This is a genomic window from Pseudomonas sp. HT11 (assembly GCF_044875395.1).
In the GTDB taxonomy this organism is placed as follows: domain Bacteria; phylum Pseudomonadota; class Gammaproteobacteria; order Pseudomonadales; family Pseudomonadaceae; genus Aquipseudomonas.
In genome coordinates this window covers 1,220,373-1,242,818 of sequence record NZ_CP173217.1, presented here as the reverse complement: position 1 = coordinate 1,242,818, position 22,446 = coordinate 1,220,373, and the positions used below count along the sequence as shown (strand labels likewise).

Annotated in this window: 17 protein-coding genes; 6 read left to right on the top strand and 11 right to left on the bottom strand. The window is 62.0% G+C overall.

What is annotated here, in order from left to right:
• Window positions 1–352 precede the first annotated feature (352 nt).
• Entirely contained in the window at window positions 353–925 is a 573-nt protein-coding gene (locus tag ABWL43_RS05540; RefSeq protein ID WP_145161452.1) for a PadR family transcriptional regulator, read from the top strand.
• Window positions 922–1,689, top strand: coding sequence for a siderophore-interacting protein (locus ABWL43_RS05535; RefSeq protein ID WP_262210552.1), 768 nt, complete (start codon window positions 922–924; stop codon window positions 1,687–1,689). Before ABWL43_RS05540 ends, ABWL43_RS05535 begins: the two co-directional genes overlap by 4 nt.
• Window positions 1,690–1,735: 46 nt before the next feature.
• Here the strand turns inward: ABWL43_RS05535 and ABWL43_RS05530 are convergent, their stop codons facing one another.
• Window positions 1,736–2,362, bottom strand: coding sequence for a Pr6Pr family membrane protein (locus ABWL43_RS05530; RefSeq protein ID WP_145161446.1), 627 nt, complete (start codon window positions 2,360–2,362; stop codon window positions 1,736–1,738).
• Between the two features lie 4 nt (window positions 2,363–2,366).
• Complete coding sequence (locus tag ABWL43_RS05525; protein ID WP_048720273.1) at window positions 2,367–2,600, bottom strand: VF530 family DNA-binding protein; 234 nt, start codon at window positions 2,598–2,600, stop codon at window positions 2,367–2,369.
• Window positions 2,601–2,813: 213 nt separating this feature from the next.
• Here ABWL43_RS05525 and ABWL43_RS05520 point away from each other — a divergent pair, with 213 nt between their 5' ends.
• Complete coding sequence (locus ABWL43_RS05520; RefSeq protein ID WP_404487068.1) at window positions 2,814–4,832, top strand: TonB-dependent receptor; 2,019 nt, start codon at window positions 2,814–2,816, stop codon at window positions 4,830–4,832.
• Between the two features lie 563 nt (window positions 4,833–5,395).
• A complete protein-coding gene (locus ABWL43_RS05515; protein WP_404487066.1) occupies window positions 5,396–7,813 on the top strand; it encodes a glucose/quinate/shikimate family membrane-bound PQQ-dependent dehydrogenase in 2,418 nt (805 codons plus the stop codon).
• A 190-nt stretch (window positions 7,814–8,003) separates the two neighbouring features.
• On the opposite strand, the gene ABWL43_RS05510 is transcribed toward ABWL43_RS05515, so the two are convergent.
• The 9 genes from ABWL43_RS05510 to ABWL43_RS05470 form a co-directional block, all read right to left on the bottom strand.
• Window positions 8,004–10,340, bottom strand: a complete 2,337-nt coding sequence (locus ABWL43_RS05510; RefSeq protein WP_404488373.1) for a putative bifunctional diguanylate cyclase/phosphodiesterase — start codon at window positions 10,338–10,340, stop codon at window positions 8,004–8,006.
• Window positions 10,341–10,595: 255 nt separating this feature from the next.
• Window positions 10,596–11,768, bottom strand: a complete 1,173-nt coding sequence (locus tag ABWL43_RS05505) for a PotD/PotF family extracellular solute-binding protein (protein WP_145161435.1) — start codon at window positions 11,766–11,768, stop codon at window positions 10,596–10,598.
• Window positions 11,765–12,739 carry a CobW family GTP-binding protein gene (locus ABWL43_RS05500; RefSeq protein WP_404487064.1) on the bottom strand — a complete coding sequence of 325 codons (975 nt, stop codon included), beginning with the start codon at window positions 12,737–12,739 and terminating at the stop codon, window positions 11,765–11,767. Before ABWL43_RS05500 ends, ABWL43_RS05505 begins: the two co-directional genes overlap by 4 nt.
• Entirely contained in the window at window positions 12,736–13,032 is a 297-nt protein-coding gene (locus tag ABWL43_RS05495; RefSeq protein ID WP_145161429.1) for a hypothetical protein, read from the bottom strand. Before ABWL43_RS05495 ends, ABWL43_RS05500 begins: the two co-directional genes overlap by 4 nt.
• A gap of 13 nt (window positions 13,033–13,045) precedes the next feature.
• Entirely contained in the window at window positions 13,046–13,795 is a 750-nt protein-coding gene (locus tag ABWL43_RS05490; RefSeq protein ID WP_242194485.1) for an SDR family NAD(P)-dependent oxidoreductase, read from the bottom strand.
• Window positions 13,796–13,932: 137 nt separating this feature from the next.
• Window positions 13,933–14,694, bottom strand: coding sequence for an SDR family NAD(P)-dependent oxidoreductase (locus ABWL43_RS05485; protein ID WP_145161424.1), 762 nt, complete (start codon window positions 14,692–14,694; stop codon window positions 13,933–13,935).
• 10 nt (window positions 14,695–14,704) lie between these two features.
• The gene (locus tag ABWL43_RS05480) at window positions 14,705–16,045 is read right to left on the bottom strand and encodes an MFS transporter (protein ID WP_404487061.1); all 1,341 of its coding nucleotides are present in this window, start codon (window positions 16,043–16,045) and stop codon (window positions 14,705–14,707) included.
• A 30-nt stretch (window positions 16,046–16,075) separates the two neighbouring features.
• Window positions 16,076–16,954: a polysaccharide deacetylase gene (locus ABWL43_RS05475; protein WP_404487059.1), complete on the bottom strand. Its 879-nt coding sequence runs from the start codon at window positions 16,952–16,954 to the stop codon at window positions 16,076–16,078.
• 11 nt (window positions 16,955–16,965) lie between these two features.
• Entirely contained in the window at window positions 16,966–18,297 is a 1,332-nt protein-coding gene (locus tag ABWL43_RS05470) for an amidase (RefSeq protein WP_404487057.1), read from the bottom strand.
• Window positions 18,298–18,645: 348 nt separating this feature from the next.
• On the opposite strand from ABWL43_RS05470, the gene ABWL43_RS05465 reads away from it, so the two are divergent.
• Entirely contained in the window at window positions 18,646–19,635 is a 990-nt protein-coding gene (locus ABWL43_RS05465; RefSeq protein WP_145161414.1) for a GntR family transcriptional regulator, read from the top strand.
• 216 nt (window positions 19,636–19,851) lie between these two features.
• Window positions 19,852–22,275: an endopeptidase La gene (lon, locus tag ABWL43_RS05460; RefSeq protein ID WP_145161411.1), complete on the top strand. Its 2,424-nt coding sequence runs from the start codon at window positions 19,852–19,854 to the stop codon at window positions 22,273–22,275.
• Window positions 22,276–22,446: the final 171 nt, after the last annotated feature.

Sequence of the window (22,446 nt, the reverse complement as noted above, 5' to 3'; positions counted from 1 at the left end):
AATAACCAGGATGCCCGCCATTTCTTATAGAGCTGTGGCTTTAATTAGTAAGGCTTGAGGGAAAAAGATGGCACATTGCCAAAACTTTTAATTGCTCTGTAAGAACAGGACTACACATCTATATTCGAAACTTTGCTGTGGAACAAAGTCCGTCAGAACAGTACCACAACAGTAACTTTCCGGATAAACATCGGCGCAAAAAAGTTGAGCATCAACTCTAAATATAATTCACACATCTGAACGCTCTCTTGAAAAGACCAAACGGCTGCTCACCGACCGTTGGTCGCCTCGGCCTTTCGCCGCCTAAAGATATATCTTAAGTTATATCTTAACCCAAACGGAGAAAGCCAAAATGAGAGAGCATCCCCACCAACGCAATCACGGTGATGGCCGTGATGGTTTTGAAAAACGCCCCGGCCGTGAACGCGGCGGCCGTGGTCCACGCGTGTTTGCCCCCGGCGACCTGAAATTACTGCTGCTGGCGTTGATCGGCGAACAGCCCTGCCACGGCTACGACCTTATCCGCCAGATCGAAGGCCTGTTCGATGGCGCCTACAGCCCCAGCCCCGGCGTGATCTACCCGACCCTGACCTTTCTGGAAGAAAGCGAACTGGTGACCGGCGATACCGAAGGCGGAAAAAAACGCTACACAATCACCGACGCCGGTCGTCTTTCCTTAAGTGAGCAGGCGATTGCCCTGGAAGGCGTGCGCATGCGCATCGACGTCAGCAAACGCTCGCTGCGCGGCCATGATCGCCCGCCCGAAATCCATGAAGCGGTGCACAACCTGCGCCATGCCTTGCAGCTGCACCACGGGCGCTGGAGCCCGGAAGAAATCGCGCGTGTCGCGGCCCTGCTCAACAGCACCGCCCAAGCCATTGTCGACGGCCCGGCCGTTCAACCAGTCCATGGGAAAGCTCAATGAATACGCAAGCCATCCACCGCGTCACCCACGAGATCAAGCGCCGCCGCCTGGAAGTGTTGCGCGTGACCGACATCACCCCGCGCATGCGCCGCATCACCCTGGGTGGGCCCGAGCTGGCAGGTTTTATCAGCCTGGGCAGCGACGACCACATCAAGCTGCTGTTCCCGCAGAACGCCGCCGAACAGGCCGCGCTGGAAAGCCCGAACTTCAGCATCAAGGGCGAGGGCCCACAGCCGGCCATGCGCGACTACACGCCACGGCGTTTCGACCTGAACACCGGTGAACTGGACATCGACTTCGTGCTGCACGGCGATGGCCCTGCCTCCACTTGGGCCGAGCAGGTGCAGGTTGGCCAGCACCTGTATATCGGTGGGCCACGCGGTTCGATGATCGTGCCGGATATGTTCGACAGTTACCTGCTGATCGGTGATGAAACCGCCCTGCCCGCCATCGGCCGGCGCCTGGAAGAATTACCGGCGGGCCGCAAGGTGCTGGCGGTGATTGAAATCGCCAATGCCGCAGAACAGCAGGCGCTGAACAGTGCCGCGGATGTGCAGGTGATCTGGGTGATACGCGGTCAGGACGACCTGCTAGAGACCGTTCGCACACTGACGCTGCCGAGCGGCTCGCTGTACAGCTTTGTGGCGACAGAAACCAAGCTGTCGCGCCAAGTGCGCCGCGTGCTGCTGGACACCCATCAGGTCAATGAAGCGTTCCTCAAGGCTGTGGGTTACTGGCGTGCAGAAGGCAGCGAAGAAGAGTAAGCCGATCGAGGTCGACAATGTGGCAGCGGGCTCGCCGCTGCCACATTTAGTTTCGCGGTGGCTTTAAGCACTTATCCAGGCCCACCACTGCCAACGCAATCCCGATGAACCCCGCCAGAATTCCCCCGGCATTCACAAACACTTGTGGATAACCAAGCGTGTCCACATCAATGAACGGGTACTGATACTGCCCGAGCAAATGCCCGCGCAGCAGCACATAGCCGAAGTACACCAACGGGTAGATCACCCAGGCGCCGATGTGGTTGAAACGCAACGTGCCCTTGGGCACACACCGCCACCAATAGATCACAAACAGCACCGGCATGACGTCGTGCAGCAATTCATCGGCGACGAACTGAAAGCCCGTGGGGCTCCACAAATGCCGCAACAGCAGGTTGTACGCCAGGCTCACCACGACGATGCTCGCAGCTATCGCGCTACTGACCCTGGGCGCCAGGAAAAACCGCTTGGCGGCTGAATCCCGACTGATCAGCGCGTAGCTGAGCACCACCACCACCAGGGTGTTGGTCAGCACCGTGAAGAAACTGAAAAAGTTGATTAACCCGCCCAGCAGGCTGGCGCCCGCCGTCCAGCGCGAATCGAAAATCAGGTATTGCTGAATCGCCAACCCTGCCCAGCCGGCCAGTGCCGCAGCCGCGATGAAACGCTTCATGGGCTCAGTCCAGTGGGCGTTTGGTACGCATCAGCTTCACGTACAACCCTTCGACTTTTTCCCGCGCCCATGGGGTTTTGCGCAGGAACGTCAGGCTCGACTTGATGCTCGGATCGCTCTTGAAGCAGCGCACATCAATGCGTTCGGCCAGGCCTGCCCATTCGTAGTGTTCCACCAGGGTGGTGAGGACGTGTTGCAGGGTCACACCGTGGAGCGGGTCGTTGCTTGTCGCGGTCATGCCGGGCCTTTTGCAATAAGAGGAAACACAGCCGCGCACCTTAGCCGACGGGGCGTACAGGTGGAAGCACTGCATTGAATATAGACGTCGGAGAAAAGTTCCCCTTTTCAGCGAAAAAAGAGATGTTATATTGTAACGATAAATATCAAAAGTAACTGACCCGATACCGTTTCAGCCTTCTCTTTTTTGTGCCGTTTTGCCAAGGAATGTTCGATGTCCCTCTCTTCTCTCTGGCGCTTGACCCCGCTTGCCGCCGCTCTGCTGATCTGCTCCGAAGCCCATGCCCTGGAACTGCAACCCCAAGTCATCACCGGCAATCCATTGGGCAGCGAACAGCTCGCCTCACCGACCACCGTGCTGGAAGGTGATGACCTGACCCTGCAACAAAAAGGCAGCCTCGGCGAAACCCTGAACAAGCAGCCGGGCGTGTCCTCGTCCTACTTCGGTCCGGGTGCCAGCCGGCCGATCATTCGTGGCCAGGATGGCGACCGCATTCGCCTCCTGCGCAACGGCGTGGGCGCGCTGGATGCCTCGTCACTGTCCTACGACCACGCCGTGCCGCTGGACCCGGTCAACGTCGAGCGCATTGAAATCGTACGCGGCCCGGCCGCCCTGCTGTACGGCGGCAGCGCCATTGGCGGCGTGGTCAACACCTTCGACAACCGCATCCCCACCGAAGCCATCGAAGGCATCCACGGTGCCGGTGAGTTGCGCTACGGCGGCGCCGACACCACCCGCAGCAGCGCCGGCAAACTGGAGGCCGGCAACGGCACCTTCGCCTTGCACCTGGACGCGAACGCGCGGGAATTCAACGACCTGAAAATTCCCGGTTTTGCGCGCAGCCGCCACGCCCCTGAAACCGAAGATGGCCCCGGCAAAAACGGCCGCCTGGGCAACAGCGACGGGCGCCAGGACGGTGGCGCGGCGGGCGGTTCCTACACCTGGGACGACGGTTACGCCGGCCTGTCCTACAGCAACTACGATGCAAACTACGGCTCACCTGCCGAGCAGGACGTGCGCATCCGCATGAAGCAGGATCACTACGCCTTTGCCTCCGAGATCCGTAACCTGCAGGGCCCGTTCACCTCGGTGAAACTCGACGCGGGCTACACCGACTACCAACACCGCGAAATCGAAGGAGGCGAAACCGGCACGGTGTTCAAGAACAAGGGTTACGAGGCGCGCGTAGAAGCTCGCCATCAGCCGATTGGCCCATTCAATGGCGTGGTCGGCGCGCAGGTGACCCGCAACGAATTCTCGGCCCTGGGCGAAGAGGCCTTCGTGCCGCAGACCGACACCAACGCCGGCGCCCTGTTTATCCTCGAAGAAATGCAGGCCACCGAGCGCCTCAAACTCAGCCTCGGCGCTCGCCTGGAACACACCAGCGTCGACCCGGACGCCAAGGGCAATGCGCGCTTCACCAATGCCGACCAAACCAATGACTTCACCGCCGGCAGCCTGTCGTCCGGCGCGGTGTACAGCCTCACGCCGGTCTGGTCCCTGGCCGCGACCCTGGGCTACACCGAGCGCGCGCCGACCTTCTACGAGCTGTACGCCAACGGTGCCCACGTCGCCACCGGCACTTATGAGTTGGGCGATGCCAACCTGAAGAAAGAAAAAGCCGTGTCCAGCGACTTGGCATTGCGTTTCGACAATGGCACCCACAAGGGCAGCTTCGGGGTGTTCTACAGCCGCTTCTCCAATTACATCGGGTTGTTGGGCACCGGTCGTACGCTGAACGATGACGGCGACGAGGACGCGGGCGGCATCCCTGAGTACAGGTACTCGGGTGTGCGTGCACGTTTCGCCGGCTTCGAAGCCCAGGATCACTGGAAACTCGGCGAAGGTGCCTACGGCAAGTTTGCGCTGGAGCTGTCGGGCGATTACACCCGCGCAACCAACCTGGACACCGGCGAGGCCTTGCCGCGCATCGCGCCGCTGCGCGTGAACAGCGGTTTGCTGTGGGAACTGGACCGCTGGCAGGCGCGAATCGACGTCGAACATGCGGCGGGCCAGGGGCGTGTGCCGAGTAACGAGCGCGGCACCGATGGCTACACCACCCTGGGCGCGAGTGCGGGTTATCACTTCAACGTCGGCGCCAGCCAGTGGCTGGCGTTCGTCAATGGCGAAAACCTGACCAACCAGACCGTGCGGTATGCCAGCTCGATCCTGCGCGATATCGCGCCGGCGCCGGGGCGCAGTGTGCAATTTGGTGTGCGTACCACTTTCTAACGCCCGCCTTTGGAATCAGTTTTTTGTAGCAAAAGTACTTCCTGTGGCGAGCGGGCTTGCCCCGCGTTGGGCCGCGAAGCGGCCCTGAAACCAGTCAATGAGCGGTGCCTGATACACCGCATTTCTCATTGATCAGGGCCGCTTCGCGCCCCAACGCGGGGCAAGCCCGCTTGCCACGACAAACCAACTGACCACCACACCCTCAATCCACCTTGGGAATCGGGTTTCCACAGACATTTTTGCAGCGACGTTCTGTCACTGTTACCAGAACTGAAATGATGCATCTCTCGATTTAGTCTTTCTCAATACGAGCAGGCGCTTTATCCTTGCCGCAACAAACTGAAACGTTTCATGCCTGCGGTCGATCCCACCTTGCCAAACTTACCCCTCTTCAGAGACAGCGCTGTCTTCTACCGACCTGCGCACGGGAATAAATCGCCCGCCTGTGGATAACCCTCTTATCCCCAGAAAAACCGAATTAACGCTGAACCAAGCCCGCGCCGAATCGTCATCTACAGTGAAGCACGGGGTTACATAATTCCAACGTCACGGAGAAACACACTATGAGCACTGATGGTGCTTCAAGCCCAAGCCGCCTGCTGCCCAGGTTGCTGGGGATCTTGCTGCTGATCATGGGGCTGGCCTTGCTGGCCGGCGGCGTCAAGCTGAGCATGCTCGGCGGGTCGCTGTACTACCTGCTGGCCGGTATTGGCATCGCCCTCACCGGCGTTTTGCTGCTGGCCACCCGCCGCGCCGCGCTGGGTCTGTACGCACTGGTGCTGTTCGCCAGCACCGTGTGGGCACTGTGGGAAGTCGGCCTGGATTGGTGGCAGCTGGTGCCGCGCCTGGCCCTGCTGTTCGCCTTGGGCATCGTCTTGCTGCTGCCGTGGTTTCGCCGTCCGTTGTTGCGCGGCCAGCCTGCGCCGCTGGGCACTGGCGCGCTGAGCGTGGCCGTGGTGCTGGCGGGCGCTGCCGCCCTGGCCAGCCAATTCACCAACCCGGGTGAAATGGTCAAGACCGGTCAGCTCGACCGCGACGCCGTGCCTGGCATCGCCAGCGCTGCACCGGCCCAGGCCGATGGCGACTGGAACTCCTACGGTCGTTCGGCCTTCGGTGATCGTTACTCGCCACTGGCGCAGATCACCCCGGAAAACGCCCACAAGCTGGTACCGGCGTGGACCTTCCGCACCGGCGACATTCCTGGCCCAGGCGATCCCGGTGAAACCACCGCGGAAAACACCCCGCTGAAAGTCAACGGCATGCTCTACGTGTGCACCCCGCACAGCCAAGTAATTGCCCTGGACCCGGACACCGGCAAGGAAATCTGGCGTTTCGACCCGAAGATCAGCACCGAAGGTGCCGCGAACTTCAAAGGTTGGGCGCACATGACCTGCCGTGGCGTCTCGTATCACGATGACGCCGTATACGCTTCCGAGCAAAGCCCTACCGGCAGCGCCAGCGCTGCTCCGGTCAGCGCCGTCTGCCCGAAACGCATTTTCGTACCGACTGCCGACACCCGTCTGATCGCCCTGGATGCCGACACCGGCAAAATGTGTGAAGACTTCGGTGACAAAGGCCAGGTCGACCTGCGTGCCAATATCGGCAGCTTCGCCCCAGGCGGCTACTACTCCACCTCGCCACCGGCCGTGACCAAGAACCTGGTCGTGATCGGCGGTCACGTGACCGACAACGTTTCCACCGACGAGCCTAGCGGCGTGATCCGCGCGTTCGACGTGCACACCGGCAAGCTGGTATGGAACTGGGACAGCGGCAACCCGGACGACACCACCCCGTTGGCCGAGGGCAAGACCTACACCCGCAACTCGCCGAACATGTGGTCCATGTTCAGCGTCGATGAAAAACTCGGCATGCTCTACCTGCCGATGGGCAACCAGATGCCTGACCAATACGGGGGCGACCGTACCGAAGATTCGGAAAAATACAGCGCCGGCCTGACTGCTCTGGACATCGACAGCGGCCACGTGAAGTGGACCTTCCAGTTCACTCACCACGACCTGTGGGACATGGACGTGGGCGGCCAGCCTAGCCTGATCGACATCAAGACCGCACAGGGCGTCAAGCAAGCGGTGATGGCTTCGACCAAGCAAGGCAGCATCTACGTGCTGGACCGCACCAACGGTCAGCCTGTGGTGCCGATCAACGAAATCCCTGTACCGCAAGGCGCAGTGGCCGGTGATCACACCTCCCCTACCCAACCCAAATCCGACCTGAACTTCATGCCGCCGCCGTTGAAAGAACGCGACATGTGGGGCGTGACACCGTTTGACCAGATGCTGTGCCGGATCGATTTCAAATCCATGCGCTACGACGGCCCGTTCACCCCGCCATCGCTGCAAGGTTCGATCGTTTACCCAGGTAACTTCGGCGTGTTCGACTGGGGCGGCATTTCCGTCGACCCGGTTCGCCAGATTGCCTTCGTGAACCCGAGCTACATGGCGTTCAAATCGAAACTGATCCCGGCGGCCGACATTGCCAAGCAAGGTCCGCGCGTCAGCGAAACCGAAGGCGTACAGCCGAACAAAGGCGCGCCGTACGGCGTGATCCTCGAAGCGCTGCTGTCGCCTCTGGGCCTGCCGTGCCAGGCGCCGGCGTGGGGTTATGTGGCGGCGGTCGACCTGACCAACCACCAGACCATCTGGATGCACAAGAACGGCACCGTGCGCGACAGCTCGCCGGTTCCGGTCCCGCTGACCATGGGCGTGCCTAGCCTGGGCGGGACATTCACCACCGCCGGTGGCGTGTCCTTCCTCAGCGGCACCCTCGACCAGTACCTGCGTGCCTATGACGTGAAAAACGGCAAGCAGCTGTGGGAAGGCCGCCTGCCAGCAGGCGCGCAAACCACACCGATGACCTACACCGGCAAGGACGGCAAGCAGTACGTGCTGGTCATGGCTGGCGGTCACGGTTCGCTGGGCACCAAGCAGGGTGACTATGTGATGGCGTTCAAACTGCCGGACTAAGTGTTAACCGGCGGTAAAACAAAGGCGGCTACCTGATGGGTAGCCGCCTTTTTTGTGCCCAACATTTACTCAATGTGGGAGCTGGCTTGCCTGCGAGGGCGGTGCAACAGAAACAGATTCTTTGACGGGCACACGGCCATCGCGGGCAAGCCCGCTCCCACAGGGTTTAGCGGTGTTCAGGCGAGTGGATTTACAGGGCTACCCGCGCGCGGTGCATCCACATCTCAAACGCCATGGCGTTCAACGGCCGGCTGATCAGGTGACCCTGCGCCGTGTCGCACTTCCATTGCCTGAGCAACTTCAGGCTGGGCTCGAACTCCACACCCTCAGCCACCACCTTGAGCCCCAGGTTGTGGCTCATTTCGATGGTCGAACGCACAATCACGCCGTCTCCGCTGGCGCTGTCGAGGTTGCGGATGAACGACTGGTCGATCTTCAATTCCTGTACCGGCAAACGCTGCAACTGCGCCAGGGATGAATAGCCGGTGCCGAAGTCGTCCACCGACAGGCTGATGCCACAGCCGCGCAATTGCTCCAGCACGCTGAGCGCCTGTTGCGGGTTGTGCATGATCGCGCTCTCGGTGATCTCGAAGGTCAGTTGCTGCGCCGCGACAGCGTATTGCATCAGCAAGGCGGTGACGCGAATGGCCAGGTCGTCATCGGCCAGGTCGTCCACCGAAATGTTGACCGACAGTTGAATGTGCAAACCGCGCCCTGCCCACTCGGCGATCTGCCGGATCGCCTCCTCGATCACCCACAACGTCATGCTGCGCATGCTGCCGGTGCGTTCGGCCAAGGGAATGAATTCGGCGGGCGACACCTGGCCCAGCGTCGGATGCTGCCAGCGCAGCAAGGCTTCCGCCTGGCGTACGTGACCATGCATGAGGTCGAGTTTGGGCTGGTAGCACAGGAAAAATTCGCCTTCGACGACCGCGCGGCGCAGGTCGCGGATCAACGTGATCTGGCGCTGGTGCGCCAGGTCACGGTCTTGCTGATAGATCTGCAGGTGCCCAGGCAGGCTCGCCGCATCATGCCGGGCGATGGCGGCGCGGCTGATCAGTTCTTCGACCTGCTGGCCGTCGGCCGGGTAGGCGGCAATGCCGATGCTGACTTCATGCCGCACTTCGTCGTTGCCGATGCGCTGGGGCTCGGTGAGCAGCCCATACAGGCGGTCGGCGCGGGCTACCGCGCGGTCGATCTCGGTGTTTTCCAGCAACAGCAAAAACTCGCTGCCGGCGATACGCGCAGCGGTGTCACTGGCCAACAGGCACATGGACAGGCACCGGCTGGCTTCACGCAACATTTCTTCGACGCCCTGTGGCCCGAAGCCTTCGTTGATCACCCGGTAGTTTTCGATCCCTAGGTACAGCAACACCACCGGGCGCTGCGCACTGATCGCACTGCCCAGGCGTTCCATGGCCAACGCGCGATTGGGCAAGCCGGTGAGCGGATCATGCAACGCGTTATGGGCCAGCTGCCGCTCGCGCACGGCGATGCCGCTTTGCATTGCATTAAAGGCCCGGGCCAGCAAGCCGAATTCATCGTGGCTGCGCACCCGCACCGGGGTTCGATAATCACCGGCACCAATCCGCTCGGCCGCCTCCACCAGGGCGTTGAGCGGGCGTGACACGCGGCGCGCCAGCAACAACGCGGCGGCCAGCGACACCAACAACACCGCCAGGGCGATCCCGAGGAACTGCCGGTCCAGCGGCGCAAAAGACTCAAGCGCATGGTCCAGCGGGCTTTGCAGCAACACGCGCACCTCATTACCCTCGCCGGTGTTGGCCAGCGGCAGCACCTGGCTGAGCACGCGTTGCCCGTAGAACAGGTTGATCTGCGCATCAGGGTTGAGTTGCGCCTGGTGCAGCGTATCGATGATGGTGGCCCGATAGGCTTCAGGCTGGGTGCTGAACAACTCGCCGACCTGGCCGTTCTGCACGCTGAGGAACGACACTTCAAGGTTGCTCATGGAGCGCAGTTCGTTGGCGAACTGCTTGTCCATGGGGAAGCCCATCACCACGCGGGCGATGGGCTGCGGGTCGAGGACGACATCCTGCACAAGCAGATAGGGCTGGCTGTCCATCGCGACGATAAGCATCTGCAAGCCGCTGCGTCGCGCATGCCGCAAGGCCTCGTCGTACGGGAAGGGCTGGCCGTGTGTCAGCACCGGCAAGGTACTGACCATCACCTTGCCATCCAGGCCCAGCACGAACACTTCACTGGAATGCAGGCCGGTGCCATGCCGTCGCAGCGCGGCCATTACCGTTTCGGGGTTGCCCTCGGCCACCGCCTGTTTGAAGGGGCCGTCGGCGGTGAGCCAATCCAACCCGTATTGCAGACGACGCCCGCGCAGGTCGAGCAAACGTTCGAACACTTGGCTGCCGGTGCTGAGCTGAACCTGGGCCTGTTTCTCCACGGCGCGGGTGGTGGCGGCCTTGACGGCGAAGTAGGTCGCAGCCACAACCACCAGCAGCAATAGCGCCAACACCCCGGCAATGCGGGTCTGAAATGTGTGGCGCCACTTCATTGCCGTGGCCTCTGGCAGCACGCGCCTCTCTGTGCCGATCCGTCCCTTTGTCATACGCATTCCTGGCGGCTGCTGACCTGGCGTCAAAAAAACATTCGTCTTTAACGAATGGTTGGTTCAACCAGATTAGCTGGGGGCTGGGATATGTACACCCAATAGGGACGGGGATGTGTCTGTCAGTTTATTGGCGGCAAACGCTTGGCTCGGAGGGTTGGTGGGGCATAGCCCCAAGCTGGGTGACGGGGACGTACGCAATCACACGCGCGCGCGCATGAAATCCCCCCACCGCCGCACCAGGTAATTGTGCTCATCCATCACCGAGTTCCACACCGCAATGTGGCCCATGCGCTGCTCATAGGAGCCACCATCGCGCACCTCGCCGACGTCGATCAACGGCAAGCCATCACTGCCGAGCAACTCTTCACGGGCGGGCTTGCCGGCATACCAGTAATCCCACTCGGCGCTGCTCAAATGATCGCGGGTACGCGCCGGGTTACCGATGTAATAGCCCTGACGCGCCATCACCGCCCCCGGCCAGCCGGATAACCACCAATTCAGATAAGCATAAGCCGCATCCAGCACCGGCCCCTGGGCATGGCGCGACAGCGACAACCCACCAAACCATCCGCGGTACCCTTCACGGGGCACCGCCAGCCGATACTTCACGCCTGCCCGGTGCAAGCGCATCAGGGTCGGCGACCACAGACTCTGGATATCGATGCTGGGGCTCAGCATCAATTGCGCGGCCTCTTCATCATCCGACCAGAACGCCGCAAAGTGCCCCTCCTTCTGCTTGCGCACCAGAATGTCAGCCAGTACATCGATCTCTTCGATGCTCATATTGCCAATGTCTTTGAACTGCGCCAGCCCCGCACCCTGCACCGCCAACGCGGCATCCAGCGCGCCAATCGCGGCATCGCTTTGCAGCGCAGTGCGCGCGCTCCAGGCCGGGTCGAGCAGCCAGCCCCAGCTTTCATTGCCGTGGCTGAAGCCTTCGGGCAAACGCTCCGGGCGGTAGGCAAAACTGTCGGCGTTATGGGTCAACGGCAGCATGCTGATGCGCTCGGTGACGCTGCTGCCAAGGCTGCCGTCGTGCTGCACGAACAGGCGCTCGCTGGGTACGCTGCCGCCGCCCAACCGGTCGTTGGCCGATAAGCGACCACGCTTGGGCAAGTCATTGATCTCGTGCCACAAGGCGATGCGCCGCGTGTCGATGGGCTGGATCGCCCGCGCCGGCCAGACGAAATCAACGTTGTGAAACCATTGGTCGTAGAGGTCGTAGCTGTCGGGCTGCATCACGGCGATGCGCTGGGCCTGCGCCACGTCGTGCACCTGATAGACCAGGCGAATACCCAACTCTTTTTCGGCGCGAACGCGCAAGCATTCCAGCAGGGTCACGGACGTACCGAGCACACGTAATGTGATCATGCTGCGAAGCGCCGTGAGAACACCTCGAAGGAGCGCCGCAACAGCGCCGGATCGAGGCCGCGCAGGATAAACACCAGGCGCGACTGGCGGTCGGTGCCGGGCCACGCGGGCAAATGCACCGGGGCATGCAGGCAGTGCTGCACGCCATGAATGACGATGGGGGCCGAGCTTGCGTTCACGTTGAGCAGTCCTTTGACGCGAAGGATTCGTTCGCCGTGGCATCTTAACAGCATCGACAACCAGACCCCGAAGCCGACCCAGTCCAGCGGTTGGTCGAAGCTCAGGCAGCATACTTGCGCGGCGCCGTGGGTGGCGGTGGTGGTCTGATGCAGTTGCCAGCGGCTGACTTCAACGGCCGGTTCGGCGCTGCGCACGCCTTCGCCAAGCAGCAACTGATCGCCGCTGTGAACCTCATGGGTATCGAGAATCGGCGTCCCCGCATTGAGTGCCCGCAAGTGCGCGCGCAGCGCTTCACAGTCGCCGACCAAGTCGGTCTTGCTCAGCAGCAAGCGGTCGGCCGCCGCAACCTGGGCCAGCCATTCCGGGTGCAGGCGCTCTTGCAACGTGGCGTGACTGGCATCGACCAGCGTGATCACCAGGCCGATATGAAAACGCCCGCGCAGTTGCACATCGTTGTTCAGCGTGGCCAGGATCGGCGCCGGATCGGCCAACCCGGTGGTCTCCAGGATCACCCGTTTGAACGCCGGAACTTCACCGCGCTCGCGCCGTTGCAACAGGGCGAGCAACGCCTCCTTGAGCTCGCCGCGAATCGAACAGCACACGCAACCGCTGGGCAGCAGCACGGTGTCCGGCGCAACTTCTTCCACCAGCAGATGATCGATGCCGACATCGCCGAACTCATTGATCAGCAACGCCGTGTCACCCAGGCTTTCACCTTGCAGCAGGCGCTTGAGCAAGGTGGTTTTGCCGCTGCCGAGGAAACCGGTAATGACGTTGAGGGCAATGCTCATGATGACTCCAGGTGATCAAGCAAGCGGGGGTCCAGCGGATCCAGCGGGCGACCGAGCATGTTTTCAGCCGCTTGCCAGAGTTGATCCAGGCCACTGGCCAGGGCCTGTTTGCCGGTGGCGCCCAACAACAGGTAAGACGCGCCCTGGAAGTCTTCGACCTTGAGCCGGAACACCGCCAGCACCTGGTTGATCGCGGCGATCCGGCGCAGGCGTTCGCGGCGCCGGGGCAGCTCATCGCCCAAGGGATCGCTCCAGTGCAGGTCTTCGCCGAGTAATCCGCAGAGTCCGCACATGGTTACACCTCACTCATGGCATGACATCGCCGGAGTTCGGGCCCAGGGTCTGGCCGACAAACAGGTTGCCACCCGGCTCACTGGCCAGCAGCACGGCGGTGGGCGCGACTTCATCGGCCAGGCCGAAACGGCCCAGGGGCAATTCGGCGGCCTTGGCGCGCTTCCAGTCGTCGCTGATGCCGCCCACCAGCGGCGTTTCGATAGGGCCCGGCGCGATAGCGTTGACCAGCACATTGTCCTTGGCCACTTCCAGCGCCAGGGATTTGGTGAAACCGATCACGCCAGCCTTGGCGGCGGCGTAATGGGTCAGCTCGGCGCCGCCCTTGATGCCCAATTGCGAGGCCACATTGATGATGCGCCCCCAACGTTGCGCCAGCATGTGCGGCAAAGCGCGCTGGCTGGCGACAAACACGCTGGTGAGGTCGACGCGCAACATGTCGTTCCACATGTCGATGGAGAGGTCGACGCAGCGCGCCTGGGTGAGCATGCCGGCATTGTTGACCAGAATGTCGATGCCGCCGAAGTGCTCGACGCAGCGGTCGACACTGGCCTGGGCGCCTTCGACAGTGCCGACGTCAGCCAGGCATTCAAACACTTCGGCGCCGAGGTTGCGGCAGGTGATGGCGGTTTCGGCAAGGCTGGCAGCATTGCGGTCAGCCAGCAGCAGCCGCGCGCCCTCGGCGGCGTAGGCGCGGGCAATGGCGGCACCGATGCCGCTGCCGGCGCCGGTGATGACGGCGCGGCGGTTATTCAGTTGAGGCATACAAAATCTCCTTAAACAAACACGATCCCTGTGGGAGCTGGCTTGCCTGCGATAGCGGTGGATCAGTCAGTACATGTGGGGCTGAAACTCCGCTATCGCAGGCAAGCCAGCTCCCACATTTTTTAGACCGCGTGCGGTCAGTCAGGCCAGCGCACGGTCAAGCCGCCGTCGATGACGATGCTCTGCCCGGTCAGATAACTGGATGCCTCACTGGTCAAAAACTGCACCAACGAGGCCACCTCATCCGCCCGCCCTACGCGGCCCAGTGGAATCGCCCGCGCCGCCTTCGCCAACCCTTCAGGCCCCAGCGAATTCTTCGCATCCAGCGACTGCGGCGTCTCGATCAAGCCCGGAATCACCGCATTGCAACGGATGCCCAAGGGCGCCAACTCCACCGCCAGCGACCGGCACAACCCCGGCACGCCGGCCTTGGCCGCCGCGTAATGGCTGTGCTCCTGCCAGCCATACACGCCGCCGGCAATCGACGAAATCGCTACCAGCGCGCCGCCCTCGCCCATATGCCGGGTGGCCGCGCGGAAGGTGCGCATCACCCCCGTCAGGTCGACATTGAGCATCTCGTTCCACAACGCATCGGTCATGTCCAACAACGGTGCGCGACGCAGCAAACCGGCATTGGCCACTGCGTAATCCAGGCGTCCGAAATGCTGCACGGCTTGCGCGGCCAGCGCGTCCACCGAGGCGGTGTCGCCCACGTCCAGCGGTAGCATCAGGCACTCACCACCGGCTTCTTCCACCAGCGCCACGGTGGTGTGCGGGTCGTGCGGATCGGCCGGGTAATACCCGCCCACCACCGCCACGCCATTGCGCGCATAGGCCACGGCCAGGGCTTGGCCGATGCCGCTGGCGGCACCGGTAATCAGGGCAACTTTACGGCTCATCTCACACTCCTCACTGAACGGTTTCCGGGCGCACATGGCGAGCGCCAAACATCAGCGCACCGGACAAAAAGCATGGCAGCGCGCCGAACCACAGCGCGGCGGTCTGCCAGTCGCTGCCGGCGGACAACACTTGGGTGGCGCCAAAACCGGCCACCACCGCCCCAATCGGACCCATGGCATGAATGATCGCGCCACCGGTGGCGCGGATGCTGGTGGGGAAACTCTCGCTGATAAAAAACAGCGCCGCCGAGTACGGCCCGATCAGGAAGAACAGGCCCAGGCTGTAGAGCCCCACCACCATCGCCATATTGCTTGGCCCAAACAGCATCCCGGCAAACGCCAGGCCGCCGAGCATCCAGCCCAGACCGATGACATTGCGACGGCCGATTTTGTCGCCCATCCAGCCATGAGTCAGGTAACCGCAGTACCCCACCAGGTTCGACAGCACGAGGATGATCAGCGAATTCTCGAACGAGATATGGTGCACGCTGACGATCACCGAAGTCCCCAGCACGCTGAACACCTGGATGGCCGCCCAGTTGAGCAACAGCGCGGCGCCGATCACCAGCGTGGCGCGGCGGGCCGGGCCACGGAAGGCGGCTTTGAGGCCGGCCTTGCTGTGTTCGTCATAGTCCACGCCGTAGGTCACGGCGACGTTCTGCGCCTCTTTCACCGCGCCACTTTTACGCAGTTCGCTGATGCGCTGGTGAATCTGGAACTGCGGGCTCTCCTTGAGCTTGCGCGCCATGATCGCAATCACGATGGCCGGGATCGCGGCAAAGATGAAGCAACCCTGCCAGCCGATGATCGGCAACAGCAGCGCGGTCAACCCGGCGGCGATCAGCGCACCGACCGGCCAGCCGCCCTGCACCAGGCTGTAGATAAACCCGCGCCGCTTGGTCAGGCGCGGGTCTTCAGAGGCGCCATACAGCTCGCTCAGATACGTGGCGTTGACGGTTTCCTCGGCATAGCCCAGGCCACCCAACGAGCGGATCAGAATCAGCGGCGACTTGCCCCACGCCCCGCCAATCGCGGTGAGTGCCGAGCACAGCGCGGAGCCGGCCACGGTAAAAATAATGCCTTTGCGCCGCCCCAACTTATCCACGACCGGGCCAATGGCAAAGGCAACCACTGCCGTGCCCACCGCCACCCAGGTCGCGATTTCAGCTTGCTCCACTTCTCCCCAGCCAAAGTGCCGGCCGATCTCTGGCAGCAAGGTGCCGAAGAGGATGAAGTCATACACCGCAAACACCCAGGCGAAAAACGCGATCCAGGTGGCGAAGCGCACTTCCTGGGACGTCAGTTGCCGGGGTTTCCAGCCAGTCAGGTCAAGCTTGTTGTAGATGGACATAAATCGCGCCTCGGGGGTGTGGGCTAAGGGTCAGGAACGCGGTTGGCGGCGAATAAAGTCATCGGCGATTTCGTCGAAAGTGACGAAGCGCACACCGGCATGGCTCTGGATGTGTTCGATCAGGCGCTCAAGCATCAGCAGCACTTGCGGGCGACCGGACACGTCGGGGTGAATGGTCATGGTGAACACCGCGTGTTCGTGTTCGCGGTAAACCCAGTCGAACTGGTCGCGCCACATTTCTTCCAGGTGGCGCGGGTTGACGAAGCCGTGGCTGTTGGGGGCTTTTTTGATGAACATCATTGGCGGCAGGTCGTCGAGGTACCAGTTGGCCGGGATCTCCACCAGGTCGGTTTCTTCGCCGCGCACCAGCGGTTTCATCCAGATGTCGGGGTGCTGGCTGTAGTCGATCTTGGTCCAGCTGTCGCCCTTGCGTACGTAGTAGGGGTGGAAGTCGTTGTGCATCAGGCTGTGGTCATACTTGATGCCTTTTTTCAGCAGCAGCTCGTTGGTGACCTTGCTGAATTCCCACCACGGCGCGACGTAGCCGGTCGGGCGTTTGCCGGTGACCTGGGTGATCAGCTCGATGGATTTATCCAGGACGATTTCTTCCTGTTCGGCCGTCATCGCAATCGGGTTTTCATGGCTGTAGCCGTGCACGCCGATTTCGTGACCGGCGTCGGCCACCGCCTTCATCTGCTCGGGGAAGGTTTCCATCGAGTGGCCGGGAATAAACCAGGTGGTGCGCAGGCCATAGCGTTCGAACAATTTGAGCAAGCGCGGCGCGCCGATTTCACCGGCGAACAGGCCGCGCGAGATGTCGTCCGGCGAGTCTTCACCGCCGTAGGAACCGAGCCAGCCGGCGACGGCGTCAACGTCGACGCCAAATGCACAGAGAATGTCTTTAGCCATGATGTGTCTCCTTAAATAGTCATTACGGATTCGACGGACAACGCCACGCGCAACAGGCGTGCGTCTTCTCCCGACGGGGCGCTGAGCAGCAGCCCGGTGGGCAGGCCCAGGGCGTCGCGGCCGCTGGGCAGGCTGACGCCTGGCATGTCGAGCAGACTGCCGGGCATGGTCAGGCGCAAGGTGGCGAGGTTGGTTTTCACGAACAGCTCGTCGTCGGCCTCCAACGGGGCCAACGGGGGGGCGACATGGGCAACGGTCGGGGTAATCAGCACGGCGCCGTCGAGCTCGTCGACCAGTTGGCACTGCAGGCGACGGCGTTCGTCGATCAGGTGCAGCAACTGACTGGCGGGCAACGAACGTGCAGCTTCCAGGCGGCGGCGTACGCGCGGGTCGAGCAGGTCGGCGTCGCGGCTGTCGAGCAAGGCCTCGTGCAGCGCGAAGGCTTCGAATGAGCCGAGCCAGCCGTCCTGCTTGATCAGGTTGAGCGTGGCCTGGAAGGTGGCTGACGGGCGCACCTCGATCAGCGCGCCTGCGGCCTTGATGAGGTCCATGGCGCGCAGCAGGTTATTGCGTACGGCCGGTTCGATGTCTTCCAGCGCGCCTTGCTCGAGCACAAAGCGTTGCCCCTTGAGGCTGCGGGCAACATGGGTTTGCGTGCGGCCATTGAGCAGGTCGTCGATCACCAGGGCATCGCGCACGCTGCGGGTCAGCGGGCCGAGGCTGTCGAGGGTGTGCGCCAGCGGGAATACCCCGTCGCGGCTGTAGCGTCGACTGCTGCTGCGGTAGCCCACCACGCCATTGAGCGCGGCCGGAATGCGGATGGAGCCGGCGGTGTCGGTGCCCATGGCGATTGGCACAATGCCGCCGGCCACGGCGACGGCCGAGCCGGATGACGAGCCACCGGGAATACGCGGTTGATCGCTGCCGTTCGGGTTATACGGCGTGCCGAAATGCGGGTTCAGGCCCAAGCCGGAATAGGCCAGTTCGCTGAGGTTGGTCTTGCCGAGACTGACCATCCCGGCGCGACACAACAGGCCCACGCTCGGCGCATCGAGCAACGCCGCTGGCGCCTCGCGACGGAATGCGGCGCCGGCGGTCGTGATGCTGCCGGCGACATCAAACAGGTCCTTCCAGGCCAGCGGCACACCATCGAACACGCTCAACGGTTGCCCGGCACGCCAACGGGCTGCGGCGGCTTCGGCTTCGCGACGGGCGCGCTCGGCCGTCAGGGAAATAAACACGGTGGGCGCCATGCTCGCGTGCAGCAGCGCCTGTTCGAGGACTTGCACCGGGTCGCTGCGACCGCTGGCGAACGCTTCGGCCATTGATGTGGCGTCTGACATCAAGATGCACCTCATAAAACGTATATATTAATAAAATGTACATTTTACAAAGGCAGCTTTCGTGCCAGTCTTTGGTGCCGCCATTTTTGCACGAGCGCGTTTCTGCCCTTGAGCTACGGGCTAGATGCTTTTGTAGGAAACAAAAAGATTGGCAAAGGCGTGGGCACGGGCCTTGAATGAAATAATGTATCTTTTATTAATAAGTACATTTTGGTGCAGAAAAGTAACAGGGTGACGGCCAAGGCCCCAAAAAAGTGCCAGCAGCGTGGCGCAGAGTGACAGGGTAACTATGAGAGAATCCCCGACCACTTTCCTACAAGCCCTTCAACTCTTTACCTAGAGAAGCAGATGAAAGCAGTGTCCGCCTCGGCCTCCCGTTACGCGATGATTCACACGCTGTTGCGTGATGCGATCGTCAACGGCACCGCCCGCCATGGGCTGGTCTTGCTGGAAGCGCCGCTGGCCGAGTTGTTCGGCACCAGCCGCGTGCCGGTGCGCAAGGCGCTGGACCTGCTGCACGACGAAGGCCTGATCTGCCGCTTCAATGGCCGCGGGTACCTGATCAACCCCGAAGGCCTGGCCATGGAGCCGCTGCGCCTGCCCTTGAGCCCTGCGCACCTGGGCCTCAACGGCGATGACGAGTTGGTAGACACCCGGCCGCTCGGCGAACGGATCGTCGAGGAAATCGGCGCGGCGTTGTCCACCTGCATTGCCTTCGGCCATTACCGCCTGGATGAGCAAGCCGCCGCCGACCATTACGGCGTCAGCCGCGCCGTGGTGCGTGAAGCACTGATGCGCTTGCGCGACCGTGGCCTGGTGGAAAAAGAGCCCTACTCCCAATGGCTGGCCGGGCCGCTGACCGCGCGCGAGGTGACCGAAGACTACGAACTGCGGGCCTGCCTGGAACCCGAAGCCCTGCGCCAGAGCGCGCCGAACCTCGACCGCGACATGCTCGAAGCCATGTTGCAGCGCGTGCTGGCGGCTCAAGAAAGCCCACAGTGCAGCCTGCAAGCCATTGAGCAGATCGAAGAAGACTTGCACCAGCGCTGCCTCGCCGGCCTGCAAAACCGCAAGATCGCCGCGCTGATTCGCCAGGGCCAGAGCCCGATGATCATCAGCCGGATTTTCTACCGTTTACTGGGGATCGGCGCCGATCCCGCCATGCTCGCCGAACACCGATTGATTCTGGAGCTGCTGCTGCACGGTGCATATGACGCGGCGGCGCTGAATTTGCGTGAGCATTTGCAGCGGGCACGCCAGCGGATGCTGCAACGCTTGAAGGTGTTGTCGGTGCTGCCGGAACAGCCATTGCCGGCTTATCTTCACAAAATCAGCTGACGGCGCTCGGTACACAATGCTGGCTTGCCTGCGATAGCGATGTGTCAGTTGATACATCACGCAGCTGAGCCACCGCTATCGCAGGCAAGCCAGCTCCCACAGGGGGAAAGCGGTGTTTCGAAAATATTATGCAATTTGTTGCTAACTGCGCCCCGCCATTGAAACCACCGCTGCCCCGCCCCATCTAAGCTGCATACTTCCTTATGCAGGTGCCCCATGAGCGACCAGCAAGAATTCCCGGACATCGACCTGAACGATTACGCCGACCCCGAAAACGCTGAACACCAAGCTTCGTCCAACACCGGCCTGGCCCTGCCTGGGCAAAACCTGCCGGACAAGGTCTACATCATCCCGATCCACAATCGGCCGTTCTTCCCGGCGCAAGTGCTGCCGGTCATCGTCAACGAAGAACCGTGGGCCGAGACCCTGGAGCTGGTGAGCAAATCCGACCACCACTCCCTTGCGCTGTTTTTCATGGACACCCCGCCAGAAGATCCGCGCCATTTCGATACCTCCAGCCTGCCGCTGTACGGCACGCTGGTGAAGGTGCACCACGCCAGCCGCGAAAACGGCAAGCTGCAATTTGTCGCCCAGGGCCTGACCCGCGTGCGCATCAAAACCTGGCTCAAGCACCACCGCCCGCCGTACCTGGTGGAAGTCGAATACCCGCACCAGCCGACCGAGCCGACCGACGAGGTCAAGGCCTACGGCATGGCGCTGATCAATGCGATCAAGGAACTGCTGCCGCTCAACCCGCTGTACAGCGAGGAGTTGAAGAACTACCTCAACCGCTTCAGCCCCAACGACCCGTCGCCGCTCACCGACTTCGCCGCCGCGTTGACCTCGGCCACCGGCAACGAGCTGCAGGAAGTGCTGGACTGTGTGCCCATGCTCAAACGCATGGAAAAAGTCCTGCCGATGCTGCGCAAGGAAGTTGAAGTTGCGCGCCTGCAAAAGGAAATCTCCGCCGAGGTGAACCGCAAGATCGGCGAGCACCAGCGCGAGTTCTTCCTCAAGGAACAGCTCAAGGTCATCCAGCAGGAGCTGGGCCTGACCAAGGACGACCGCAGCGCGGACGTCGAGCAGTTCGAACAACGCCTGGTGGGCAAAGTACTGCCGACCCAGGCGCAAAAACGCATCAGCGAAGAAATGAACAAACTGTCGATCCTGGAAACGGGTTCGCCGGAATACGCCGTTACGCGCAATTACCTGGACTGGGCCACCTCAGTGCCGTGGGGCGTGTACGGCGAAGACAAGCTCGACCTGAAACACGCCCGCAAGGTGCTGGACAAGCACCATGCGGGCCTGGATGACATCAAGAGCCGCATCCTCGAGTTCCTCGCGGTGGGCGCCTATAAAGGTGAAGTCGCCGGTTCCATCGTGCTGCTGGTCGGCCCGCCGGGCGTGGGCAAGACCAGCGTGGGTAAATCCATCGCCGAGTCCCTGGGCCGGCCGTTCTATCGCTTCAGTGTCGGCGGCATGCGCGACGAGGCCGAGATCAAGGGCCATCGCCGTACCTACATCGGCGCCCTGCCGGGCAAGCTGGTGCAGGCGCTCAAAGATGTGGAGGTGATGAACCCGGTGATCATGCTCGATGAGATCGACAAGATGGGCCAGAGCTTCCAGGGCGACCCGGCGTCGGCATTGCTGGAAACCCTCGACCCGGAACAGAACGTCGAATTCCTCGATCACTACCTGGACCTGCGCCTGGACCTGTCCAAGGTGTTGTTCGTCTGCACGGCGAACACGCTTGATTCGATCCCAGGCCCATTGCTGGACCGGATGGAAGTGATTCGCCTGTCGGGCTATATCACCGAAGAAAAGGTTGCCATCGCCAAGCGCCACCTGTGGCCAAAACAGTTGGAAAAGGCCGGGGTGTCGAAAAACACCCTGACCATCAGCGACGGCGCCCTGCGCGCGCTGATCGACGGCTACGCACGCGAAGCCGGGGTGCGCCAGTTGGAAAAACAGCTGGGCAAACTGGTGCGCAAGGCCGTGGTCAAGCTGCTGGACGAGCCGGACTCGGTGATCAAGATCGGCAACAAGGATTTGGAAAGCTCCTTGGGCATGCCGGTGTTTCGCAATGAGCAAGTGCTGTCCGGTACCGGCGTGATCACAGGCCTGGCGTGGACCAGCATGGGCGGCGCGACCCTGCCAATCGAGGCGACGCGCATCCACACGCTCAATCGTGGCTTCAAGCTCACCGGGCAACTGGGTGAGGTGATGAAAGAGTCCGCTGAGATTGCCTACAGCTACATCAGCTCGAACCTGAAGTCATTTGGCGGCGATCCGAAGTTCTTCGACGAAGCCTTCGTGCACTTGCACGTGCCGGAAGGTGCTACGCCCAAAGATGGCCCAAGCGCCGGCGTGACCATGGCCAGTGCGTTGCTGTCGCTGGCGCGCAACCAGCCACCGAAAAAAGGCGTGGCGATGACCGGCGAGCTGACGCTGACCGGGCATGTACTGCCGATTGGCGGGGTGCGTGAGAAAGTGATTGCGGCGCGGCGCCAGAAGATTCACGAGCTGATTTTGCCGGAGCCCAACCGTGGCAGTTTTGAAGAGCTGCCGGAGTACCTGAAAGAAGGCATGACGGTGCACTTTGCCAAGCGCTTTGCGGATGTGGCGAAGGTGTTGTTCTGACCATTGTGTAGTGCCTGAACTGGCCTCATCGGGGCAGGCCCCCTCCCACCATTTGACTGCACTCCAAAGGATGTACTCGGTCAACTGTAGGAGGGGGCTTGCCCCCGATCAGGCCAGCCCTGCCAACACAAAAGCCCGCCTTGTCACACCTTGTCTCATCTTCGGTTATGC

Bases quoted from the DNA above. Each gene is read 5' to 3' on its own strand.
- ABWL43_RS05540 (WP_145161452.1), top strand. From the start codon at position 353: ATGAGAGAGCATCCCCACCAACGCAATCACGGTGATGGCCGTGATGGT.
- ABWL43_RS05535 (WP_262210552.1), top strand. From the start codon at position 922: ATGAATACGCAAGCCATCCACCGCGTCACCCACGAGATCAAGCGCCGC.
- ABWL43_RS05530 (WP_145161446.1), bottom strand. From the start codon at position 2,362: ATGAAGCGTTTCATCGCGGCTGCGGCACTGGCCGGCTGGGCAGGGTTG.
- ABWL43_RS05525 (WP_048720273.1), bottom strand. From the start codon at position 2,600: ATGACCGCGACAAGCAACGACCCGCTCCACGGTGTGACCCTGCAACAC.
- ABWL43_RS05520 (WP_404487068.1), top strand. From the start codon at position 2,814: ATGTCCCTCTCTTCTCTCTGGCGCTTGACCCCGCTTGCCGCCGCTCTG.
- ABWL43_RS05515 (WP_404487066.1), top strand. From the start codon at position 5,396: ATGAGCACTGATGGTGCTTCAAGCCCAAGCCGCCTGCTGCCCAGGTTG.
- ABWL43_RS05510 (WP_404488373.1), bottom strand. From the start codon at position 10,340: ATGAAGTGGCGCCACACATTTCAGACCCGCATTGCCGGGGTGTTGGCG.
- ABWL43_RS05505 (WP_145161435.1), bottom strand. From the start codon at position 11,768: ATGATCACATTACGTGTGCTCGGTACGTCCGTGACCCTGCTGGAATGC.
- ABWL43_RS05500 (WP_404487064.1), bottom strand. From the start codon at position 12,739: ATGAGCATTGCCCTCAACGTCATTACCGGTTTCCTCGGCAGCGGCAAA.
- ABWL43_RS05495 (WP_145161429.1), bottom strand. From the start codon at position 13,032: ATGTGCGGACTCTGCGGATTACTCGGCGAAGACCTGCACTGGAGCGAT.
- ABWL43_RS05490 (WP_242194485.1), bottom strand. From the start codon at position 13,795: ATGCCTCAACTGAATAACCGCCGCGCCGTCATCACCGGCGCCGGCAGC.
- ABWL43_RS05485 (WP_145161424.1), bottom strand. From the start codon at position 14,694: ATGAGCCGTAAAGTTGCCCTGATTACCGGTGCCGCCAGCGGCATCGGC.
- ABWL43_RS05480 (WP_404487061.1), bottom strand. From the start codon at position 16,045: ATGTCCATCTACAACAAGCTTGACCTGACTGGCTGGAAACCCCGGCAA.
- ABWL43_RS05475 (WP_404487059.1), bottom strand. From the start codon at position 16,954: ATGGCTAAAGACATTCTCTGTGCATTTGGCGTCGACGTTGACGCCGTC.
- ABWL43_RS05470 (WP_404487057.1), bottom strand. From the start codon at position 18,297: ATGTCAGACGCCACATCAATGGCCGAAGCGTTCGCCAGCGGTCGCAGC.
- ABWL43_RS05465 (WP_145161414.1), top strand. From the start codon at position 18,646: ATGAAAGCAGTGTCCGCCTCGGCCTCCCGTTACGCGATGATTCACACG.
- lon (WP_145161411.1), top strand. From the start codon at position 19,852: ATGAGCGACCAGCAAGAATTCCCGGACATCGACCTGAACGATTACGCC.